The 9064-nt window shown below is 53.0% G+C and carries 10 protein-coding genes; 7 read left to right on the top strand and 3 right to left on the bottom strand.

Going from position 1 to position 9064, the window contains the following annotated elements:
• Positions 1 to 235: 235 nt before the first annotated feature.
• From H7A81_RS22930 to H7A81_RS22945, 4 genes are all read left to right on the top strand, one after another.
• Positions 236 to 1363 carry a VasL domain-containing protein gene (locus H7A81_RS22930; RefSeq protein ID WP_182058813.1) on the top strand — a complete coding sequence of 376 codons (1128 nt, stop codon included), beginning with the start codon at positions 236 to 238 and terminating at the stop codon, positions 1361 to 1363.
• 150 nt (positions 1364 to 1513) lie between these two features.
• Positions 1514 to 2845, top strand: a complete 1332-nt coding sequence (locus H7A81_RS22935) for a sensor histidine kinase (RefSeq protein ID WP_182058814.1) — start codon at positions 1514 to 1516, stop codon at positions 2843 to 2845.
• Between the two features lie 4 nt (positions 2846 to 2849).
• Positions 2850 to 3461 (top strand): response regulator transcription factor, encoded by a 612-nt coding sequence (locus H7A81_RS22940; RefSeq protein WP_045834320.1) that lies wholly within the window; start codon positions 2850 to 2852, stop codon positions 3459 to 3461.
• Positions 3462 to 3547: 86 nt separating this feature from the next.
• Complete coding sequence (locus tag H7A81_RS22945) at positions 3548 to 4021, top strand: heme-binding protein (protein WP_182058815.1); 474 nt, start codon at positions 3548 to 3550, stop codon at positions 4019 to 4021.
• A gap of 130 nt (positions 4022 to 4151) precedes the next feature.
• Here the strand turns inward: H7A81_RS22945 and H7A81_RS22950 are convergent, their stop codons facing one another.
• The 3 genes from H7A81_RS22950 to H7A81_RS22960 form a co-directional block, all read right to left on the bottom strand.
• Positions 4152 to 4934, bottom strand: coding sequence for a molybdenum ABC transporter permease (locus H7A81_RS22950; RefSeq protein WP_058961988.1), 783 nt, complete (start codon positions 4932 to 4934; stop codon positions 4152 to 4154).
• Complete coding sequence (locus H7A81_RS22955; RefSeq protein WP_166932460.1) at positions 4934 to 5857, bottom strand: extracellular solute-binding protein; 924 nt, start codon at positions 5855 to 5857, stop codon at positions 4934 to 4936. Before H7A81_RS22955 ends, H7A81_RS22950 begins: the two co-directional genes overlap by 1 nt.
• A gap of 114 nt (positions 5858 to 5971) precedes the next feature.
• On the bottom strand, positions 5972 to 6532 hold the full coding sequence (locus H7A81_RS22960) for a thioredoxin (protein WP_182058816.1): 561 nt from the start codon (positions 6530 to 6532) through the stop codon (positions 5972 to 5974).
• 288 nt (positions 6533 to 6820) lie between these two features.
• Here H7A81_RS22960 and H7A81_RS22965 point away from each other — a divergent pair, with 288 nt between their 5' ends.
• The 3 genes from H7A81_RS22965 to H7A81_RS22975 all read left to right on the top strand — a co-directional run.
• A complete protein-coding gene (locus tag H7A81_RS22965; RefSeq protein ID WP_045813827.1) occupies positions 6821 to 7090 on the top strand; it encodes a hypothetical protein in 270 nt (89 codons plus the stop codon).
• Positions 7091 to 7199: 109 nt separating this feature from the next.
• On the top strand, positions 7200 to 8216 hold the full coding sequence (locus H7A81_RS22970) for an NAD(P)-dependent alcohol dehydrogenase (protein WP_182058817.1): 1017 nt from the start codon (positions 7200 to 7202) through the stop codon (positions 8214 to 8216).
• Between the two features lie 256 nt (positions 8217 to 8472).
• Positions 8473 to 9064 (top strand): alcohol dehydrogenase catalytic domain-containing protein (locus H7A81_RS22975; RefSeq protein ID WP_255479026.1); only part of this gene is annotated, 592 nt, incomplete at its 3' end.

Genomic DNA, 9064 nt, shown 5'->3' on the forward strand with positions numbered 1-9064 from the left:
CCAGGACGTACACTCTTTCCCTACACGACGCTCATCCGATCGATTGAGGTGGCATTGCTGGAACAAACGGTGCCAGGCGAATTGCGCTACGCCATTGAAGCCGAACTCACCGGTATTGGACTGGTGCGCTACGGCACGGAATTCAAACCAGAGGGCAGAGTGTTGCTGCGTCACTTAAAGCAACAGCAGTTAATGGGCAGTGGTTTGACGGGATAAACAAGGAAGGTTGTTGAATATGAATCAGGTGATTAAAAACGGTGCAGATCCGCGCACCTTACCAGGCTATTCCCAGTTGCGGGAAGAGATGAGTAAGCTGACGCATCCCGCCCGGCCCGATGTTGATTGGGGCAAAGTGGAGAGACTCACGCTGGGGTTGTTTGAACAAAATGGACTGGAGTTGCAGAGTGCGGCCTGGTTCACTTTGGCGCGTGCCAACAACGCGGGTTTGAGGGGGCTCAATGAAGGCTTGAATCTGATTGACGCGCTGGTGGTACATCAGTGGTCGATTTTCTGGCCGCTGGCGATTGATGCGCGCGCCGATATCCTCAGCGTGATGTTTCGACGTCTGCAAAGTCTCTACCGTGGCTGGCAGGTGGTGGGCAGCGAGATGGCGGCGCAGCTATTAGAAACGGAGCGGTTGCTGATATCCTTGCGTGAAGCGTTGTTACGTTTTGGTATCAGGGAATTCGCGCAGGCTAATACGTTATTGCATCAGGTCAAACACTCCATAACGCAGCTTCAAGAAAGACAGCCCTCTCCGGTACAGCTTATTCCGGCAGCACTCAACAGTGAACACCACAGCGATCCGGCTCGCGTTTATGTGGTCTATCCTGATGCGGATGAGCAGCAAGACGCGCCCACAACGGCATCATCATTAAAATCATTTGTGAGTGGGGCCTGCTGTGCCTTACTGGCTGGCGTTTTAGTCTTAGTCTGTGGCAGTTGGTATCGATACGAACAGCATCAGCACTTGATGGCCTCTCAAGCCCTGCTCGAACAACAGCGCAGAGAGAAACAAGCGATATCGTTGGAAAAATTACAGAGCTGGCATCGTGGTATGGCGCAGTTGGAAAATATGGCTGAACAACTCAATGGACTAGATAAAACTAAAGGGAAATATCTCACGGTGAGTGAGCTTAAAACGGGGATTTTTTCCGCGATGCAGGCCTTTAACCAGCAGATTCCGGTTGAAGAGCAACTTCGACGTTATGCCGAGGGTAATGGTGATCAGCTGAGTGAACAAACGCAGACGGGATTACTGTTAAAACAGCTGATGTTTCGTTATCAACTCATACAACAGGATCACGCAGAGTCGTTCACCGATCGGGAAAAAGCCAATCTAAATCAAAGTCGTACCAGGTAGACTTCTGAAATCAGCGCTAAACCAGTAAAACAGATTGAATCCAATTGGTGGGCAGGTTACAACGTTGCAAAACCATGAATGGATGCTGGTGCAGTATCGACAACCCTCCTGACCCGGAGGGCTTTTTTATCGCTTTAACAACGGAAAACTATGCCTCACACTTACCGCCCATGGATGAAAAGGTATTGGCTGGTCTGGCTACTTCTCACGCTGGTGACTTTGTTCGCATTACTTGCCGAACAAATCCTGGATCAACGGCGCACGCGTGAAGCGGAATTCCATCAGCAGTTCAGTCGTATTGCGGCCTATTTAACGCAGAATGAAACTCTGTTGCCATTATTGACGGGTGATGAAAACCTTACTGAATTGCAGAAGAAATTTCCGCAAATCGTGCAGCTTGAGCACACACAGAACAGGCCGCTAACCGGCCCGCGGTTTGAAGATGCCAGCGAAGGGCGGTACTGGCTGTATAACCCCTATCGACAATTCCGCATGCTGGTGGATTTGCATTTTGCCGTGCAAGCCCCAGAGGTCGGGCTGGCACTTGCATTTCATATTCATGCTCAGCCCGCAATATCAACTTCGGCCTATTCTGAAACGGCGCGTTGGCAATGGCAGCGTCCGTTTATCAACCTCTACCAACCTTTTCTGATTAAAGGCAGCGCGAATCCTGATTGGCGTGCGCTGCATGTCGCTCCGCCCCTGCTGGCGTTGATGTTGTGGCTCATCATCGGTTTTCTCGGTTGGGAATTATTGCGTCACTGGCGACAAAACGTCGAAATGCGTCTGCGGGCTGACTATTTCCAGCGCACGCGGCGTGAATCTTTGGGTGAATACACGGCGGGTATCATCCATGAAATTAACCAGCCGCTCACCGCGATTAACACGTGGTTACACACCAGCCAGCTACTGCTTAAGCAAGGCAAACACGATAGCCTGCCGCAGACACTCGGTGCCATCAGTTTACAAACTGAACGATTGGCCGGATTGCTGCAACGTTTTCGCGACATTGTCAGCGAACGCCCGGTGGCGATGACTGCGATCGGTGTTGAATCAACATGGCGGCGAGTCACGGTGCTATTACAACAAGAACTGGATGCGGGCGCTGTGGTGCTTCATCAGCAGTTTCAGCATGACCACGCGCGCGTTACCGGCGACGAACAATGGCTCGAACAGGTCTTTCACAATCTGCTACAAAATGCGATCCACATGCAGCAAGGGCAGGCGGATGCGTGGGTGGCTATCAATTCAGAACGCCTGGCGCACGAGATTAAAATCATCATCAGTGATAACGGGCCAGGCTTTTCTGTCGAAGGATTAGCGCAGGCCTGTATGCCGTTTTACAGCTCGCGACCAGAAAGCATGGGGCTTGGCATGACGCTGGTTGAGAGCTTGATGTTACGCATGAATGGCCAGCTGCGGCTGGCAAACCGCGCCGAAGGCGGCGCGGAAATCACCCTAATTTTCCCACTGGCGGAGTAACGGAATGAGCGCAAAAGTTTGGTTAGTGGATGATGATTTGTCGGTGCGTGAATCATTGGGTTTTCTCTTGAGAACGCTGGAATATGACGTTGCCGACTTTGCTGATTTGGCCTCATTTGAGGCGGCTACGTCAGCGCAGGAACCGCTGCGCGGCTGTTTGTTGCTGGACGTCCGCATGCCGGGCATCAGTGGCCTTAGCTGGTTGGCAGAGAAGGGCGAAAGGCATCCGCTGCTGCCGGTGATCATCATGACCGGTCATGGCACGATTGAAGCCTGTCGCCGTGCGTTCCGTCAGGGGGCTTTCGAGTTTTACACCAAACCGTTAGAGATTGAACCGTTGCTGGAAAGCGTGCACCAGGCAATGCATGAAAGTGAACAGCGCGCGCAGCGCTGGCAGGCGCAACAGATTTTGCAGTCGCGTTTTGCATTGTTGTCGGTGCGTGAAAACGAAGTGATGCAACTGATGATTGCCGGGCAGACCAGCAAAGAGATAGCGCGTGATTTATCGCTGTCACCACGAACGGTTGAAGCCCATCGCGCCGCAGTTCTGACTAAACTGGAAATGGACAATCTTGCGCAACTGATTCACGCCTGGCAGCAACTTAACCAGGTATAACTACCTGGCAGAACGCGTGATCACCCGAATATTTATTAACCTGCTCTCATTTTACAGTGTCACCTAACATAACTCAGGAGTGACACATGACTATTCGCCTTTCTTTGATTGCTGCTGCGGCGGCATTTGTTTCTTTTGGCAGCCAGGCCGCCGTGACTGAATCCAATCTGTCATTGGCTGAGGCGCAAAAACTGGCTAGAGCAGCTATTCAGTCCTGCGCAGCAAAAAATTACAATGTCACCGTGACAGTGGTGGATCGCGCAGGTTTAGTGACTGCGGTACAGCGTATGGACAATGCCGGTCCGCACACGGTAGAAGCGAGCCGTATGAAGGCCTATACCGCGTTGAGTACCAGGAATCTGAGTGGCAAAGTGATGGAAACGGCACAGAACAATCCAGGCGCGCAGAATATGCGTGACGTACCAGGCTTTCTGCTGTTAGCCGGTGGCGTGCCGGTAAAAAGTGGTAATCAGGTGATTGGTGCGATTGGTGTCGGTGGTGCGCCGGGCGGTAATCTTGATGAGGCTTGCGCGCTGGATGCATTGAAAGCGATTGATTAAGTCATGATGGGCGCAATATATTGCGCCCATCAAGCACATTGTCTGTCGTGTCACTTCAATTAGCCTGTCCAACATAGCCAGTGCACGTCCTGCAGGCCACCCGCTACGGAATATCGGTTTCCCTGCCGCGCTATGACTCCACTGATGAACTGCCATAACGTACGCGTCTTGACGCCACAAAACACAGCAGCGGCACCGGTAAGGTGAACAACAGCAGCAACCACAGCAATACGTACACCGCATCGACGCCGTCATTTTGCAGATTGTTATAAAGCTGAACCGGCATGCCCTGAGGGAAATAGGCGAAAATCATGACAATGCCGAACTCACCCATGGCGCGCACCCACGCCAAAGCTGTTGCAGAGGCCAAACCCGGCGCGGCCAGCGGAACCGACAAACGCCAAAATCCTTGCCACGGTGAGGCACCTAAGGTACGGCCGGCATCCAGAATATCCTGCGGAACGCCCGCGAAAGCGGAACGTGCAGTGGTAATGAAGTAGGGCAGTGCGCCGTACCATTGCGCCAGAATAAACGCGGCAGGATTGTTAACCAGCGTCCAGCCAAATTTCCCCAGTAATTCCCCCGGAACACTATAAGGTCCGTAAGCGCTCACCAGTAAAATCCCCATTGCCAGCGGAGGCGTCAGTAATGGAATCATCACCAACAGTTCCACAATGGCGCGCGCACGACCCTTTGCCTGCGACAACCACCACGCCACCGGCAATCCGCTGATAAAGATCAACAGCAGCGCAATCGCGCCCAATCCCAAAGAGGTGGAGATGGCACTCCCATCGCCCCAGGCAAGGTGCATGTGCTGCCATTGAGTGACACCAATCAGGGTGACGAATGGCACGGCCAGCAACATCAGTGCTGGCAGTGACAACCAAAGCGCGGTGGCGTGACCGGTCTTCATTACTGATAAACAGCTCCGCCTTTCGGCGCGGCGTAGCCATTCTGTTTAAACAGCGCCTGACCTGGCTTACTCAGCATGAAATCGACAAAGGCTTTACCCGCCGCCGCACCGTGCGGAGCGTTTTTCAGCACGGCTGCGTAGTAAACCAGCGGTTGAGTGTGCAGCACTTTATCTTTGCCAGCGCTGTCTTTGACGCTGAAGCTGACAGTGTCATACCACTGTTTTGCCATGTCTGGATTGCTCAGGTTGACCTCATCCGGCAGCGCCACATAAGGCAGATGCGCGGATATCACTTCACTCTCATAACCTGCCGCGGCATCGACCTGACCACTCTCCAGACGAGCCAGCAGGCCACCTTCAAGATGGGTCTGAGCAGGGTTTTGGTAGCCACCAAGAATTTTATCGGCGATGCCCGGCTGCTTGTAATACTTCTCAGCCAGCAGCAGGGTAAAGATAATGTTCTGGCCTTTTGGATCGTTAATCGGATCGGTGCGCCCGAACTTAATGCCCGGCGTGGCCAGCACTTTCAGCCAGCTGGCATCTGCGCCTTTGGCCTGTGCGAACTGCTGGGCAAATTTGCCTCTCGGGCTGTACGCCACCACCATGCTGGTGCTGGCAACCGGTACGGCATCATCAATCAATCCTGCATCTTTCAAAATCTGCATCGGGCCCGGCGTGATGGAAACGAACACGTCAGCGGTGATTTTCTTACTCGCGAGCAGTCGAGCCATGCCGTATGCGCCCTGGCCTTGCCCTTCATATTTTCCGTCGTTCTGTTTGGCAAAGGCTGGACCTAAAGACTGGTCCATCACTTTTCCCATCGAACCAGCATAAGTTACGCGAATATCGGTACTGGCTTGTGCTTGCAGGCTGAGGCCAGCGGCGGCGGTTAACATCAATACTGTGAGGTATCTGACTTGCATTCCCTTTCTCGCTATATAATTAGGTAGATAACGATTATCGGAAATTGTGCAATCAGTGCAAGCTGAAATCTGTTGCGAAATATGGGGATAGCCCGCCGCAGCGGGCTGAAAACATCAGGCGAGAATGCGCTGTGCCCAGGACTCAATATCATCACCGCTGCCCATATCCAACTGCACCAGACCGTTGGTGATAAAGGTGGGTGAGACGTGAATACCGTTCTGGCGCGAATATTTACAATGCCATTTGATTTCGTTCTGCAGCTCGGCGCGCAGGAAAGGCGCATGGGCATCAATACCGCTGTACTGCTGCAAACGTGCAAGGATTTGGTTCGGCGTCGCGTCCATATTGGGCCCATGACTGTGATCGGTGAACTCAAACTCCTCACGATGATCGGCGACCGCCTGCAGCACACGTTTTGCAGCGGCTTTGCCCTCTGGCAAAGTGGATGCGGCGAGGATGTAACGAACGATCAGTCCGGAATACATATGCCATGGCTGGGATTGCAGCCGAATCTTCAGCGTCATCTTATCTTCCCCCACCAATGCCAGCAGCGCATCCAGCTTATTAAACGCACGGACTGAGAACGGGCATGTGGGTTCCAGAAACACTTCAAACACTTTGGGGCCGTGGCCCCAGATTAATGGATCGGCGTGTAAAGCAGTGGTTTGACTCATATTCATTCCCTGTTGCGAGGTTAAACGTTGTACTACTTTGGCAAAGCCCGACGACGACAGCCAGCTTAGGTTTATGCTTTTTTGTTACAAGGACAATGGCGGTCGACAGCATGACGCAAAATAAAAATAATTTTATAGATCCGTTAACTACAAGAATGTCCGCTGTTTCCGCCTTTGCTCAGAAAATAAACGGCTATAGTTATGCCAGCTTTGTTCTCTTTTTGTGCGGTTAGCGCCGCACGTTTTATTCATTTGCCTGGAGCCAATAGATAAGCAACGAGGTTCAATGTGTTTGCCGAAATATCCTGGAAAATCATCCATCAGGTGATCAATCAGACCATTGCGGAGATGGTGGATGAGCAGCAAACGTTGGATGTGGTCAGCCTGCGCAGACGGCTACGTGAGATGGCCGAAAGCGAGACAGATGAAGAGATGGTGCTGTGCTATTGGCAAGCGAGCAAGGTGCTGATGCGTTTACCGCCGACAATCACCGCCAGCCAACTGATTGAAGCAGCGAGGCATGCTTTTCGCAGCCCACTGAATCACGATCCGCTTTAACCCTAAATGCTTTTCTGACGAATCGCGGATAATCGTTTGATTTATAGTCATAATCCTGGCGTACGCTCTGCTAAACTAGAGCGTCAAAACGCTGAAACAGAGGACAGTAATGAAAATCAAAAGTTATGCCGCGATGAATGCAGGCGATGCGCTGGTGCCTTTTGAGTATGAGGCCGGTCCGCTGGCAGCTGAAGAGGTACAGGTTGAGGTCGATTACTGTGGCGTCTGCCACTCTGACCTGTCGATGATTGATAACGAATGGGGCATCTCCTCGTTTCCAGTGATCGCGGGCCATGAAGTGATTGGTCGCATCAGTGCGTTGGGTGATGCCGCGCAAAACAAAGGACTGAAAGTCGGTCAGCGTGTGGGCATTGGCTGGACAGCGAAAAGCTGCCAGCACTGTAACGCCTGTATCAATGGTGAGCAGGTGAACTGCGAAAACGGTTCTGTTCCCACCATCATGAACAAAGGTGGTTTCGCCAGTCATCTGCGTGCGGACTGGCAATGGGTCATTCCACTGCCTGAATCCATGGATATCACCACTGCCGGCCCACTGCTGTGCGGCGGTATTACCGTATTCAAACCGCTGCTGATGCATAACATCAATGCCACCAGTCGTGTGGGCGTGATCGGCATCGGTGGCCTTGGCCACATGGCGATCAAACTGTTGCGTGCGATGGGTGCGGAAGTGACTGCGTTCAGCTCCAACGCCAGTAAAACCGAATCTATCCTGGCGATGGGTGCGGATCGCGTGGTGAACAGCCGTGATCCACAAGCATTGAACGCGCTGGCAGGCCAATTTGATCTGATCATCAGTACCGTTGCAGTAGACCTCGACTGGCAGCCGTACTTCCAGGCGCTGGCACCGCACGGTAAATTCCACACCGTGGGTGCCGTGATGAAGCCATTTGAAGTTCCGGCTTTCAACCTGATCATGGGCGACCGTGCCGTGACAGGATCATCCACCGGTTCTCCGGGTCAGTTGCGTTCGTTAATGAAACTGGCATCGCGTGCTGACGTTGCGCCAACGGTTGAAGCCTTCCCGATGTCGAAAATCAACGACGCGCTGGATCATGTCCGCGCCGGTAAAGCGAATTACCGCGTAGTGCTGAAAGCGGATTTCTAACATGGTGATAGGGTCGGCAGCCATGCCCTTGCAACTTCAATGTCAGATGAGGGTCCGACTTTACGTTGCAGTGCAGCCATGCCGACATTGAGTCTTACGGTGCGCATCGTGCGCACCGATTCTTCGCCCCTCCATTCTTAAGCTGCATCGTCCTTCCAAACAGCATTCCCCTTACTAATAACCTGATTATTCAGCATTATATTGCTCATCACTTTGCTACTCTGATGCTCTATCGAGCAAAACTCCGAGGACAGCGATGAAGATTTCCAGCTATGCCGCTCTGCAAGCGGGTGGGGCGTTAGTGCCTTATGAATATGATGCCGGCCCGCTGGCAGCGGAAGACGTACAGGTTGAAGTCGATTACTGCGGCGTGTGCCATTCCGACTTGTCGATGATCGATAACGAGTGGGGTGGTTCACGTTATCCGTTGATTGCCGGACATGAAGTGATTGGTCGCGTGGCGGCGCTGGGAGAGGCGGCGCAGAACAAAGGGCTCAGCATCGGGCAACGCGTCGGTATCGGCTGGACGGCAAAAAGCTGCCATCACTGTGATGCCTGCATCGCAGGCGATCAGGTGAACTGCGAAAATGGCAAAGTCTCCACCATCAATAACCACGGCGGTTTTGCCAGCCATCTGCGCGCCAACTGGCAATGGGTGATCCCGCTGCCCGAGACGCTGGATCTGGCATCTGCAGGTCCGTTGCTGTGTGGTGGCATCACCGTGTTCAAACCGCTGCTGATGCACAACATCAATGCCACCAGTCGTGTGGGCGTCTGGAGGGCGGTGGGGAGGGAAAGAGCGACACGCCGGGTGGATACTGCAAGTGTCGACGTTGGGCGACGCAATC

The organism is Pantoea sp. ME81 (genome assembly GCF_903970985.1).
GTDB lineage: Bacteria > Pseudomonadota > Gammaproteobacteria > Enterobacterales > Enterobacteriaceae > Pantoea > Pantoea communis.

Coding starts and splice junctions, on each gene's coding strand:
- H7A81_RS22950 (WP_058961988.1), bottom strand. CDS start 4,934: ATGAAGACCGGTCACGCCACCGCGCTTTGGTTGTCACTGCCAGCACTG.
- H7A81_RS22930 (WP_182058813.1), top strand. CDS start 236: ATGAATCAGGTGATTAAAAACGGTGCAGATCCGCGCACCTTACCAGGC.
- H7A81_RS22945 (WP_182058815.1), top strand. CDS start 3,548: ATGACTATTCGCCTTTCTTTGATTGCTGCTGCGGCGGCATTTGTTTCT.
- H7A81_RS22940 (WP_045834320.1), top strand. CDS start 2,850: ATGAGCGCAAAAGTTTGGTTAGTGGATGATGATTTGTCGGTGCGTGAA.
- H7A81_RS22955 (WP_166932460.1), bottom strand. CDS start 5,857: ATGCAAGTCAGATACCTCACAGTATTGATGTTAACCGCCGCCGCTGGC.
- H7A81_RS22935 (WP_182058814.1), top strand. CDS start 1,514: ATGCCTCACACTTACCGCCCATGGATGAAAAGGTATTGGCTGGTCTGG.
- H7A81_RS22970 (WP_182058817.1), top strand. CDS start 7,200: ATGAAAATCAAAAGTTATGCCGCGATGAATGCAGGCGATGCGCTGGTG.
- H7A81_RS22960 (WP_182058816.1), bottom strand. CDS start 6,532: ATGAGTCAAACCACTGCTTTACACGCCGATCCATTAATCTGGGGCCAC.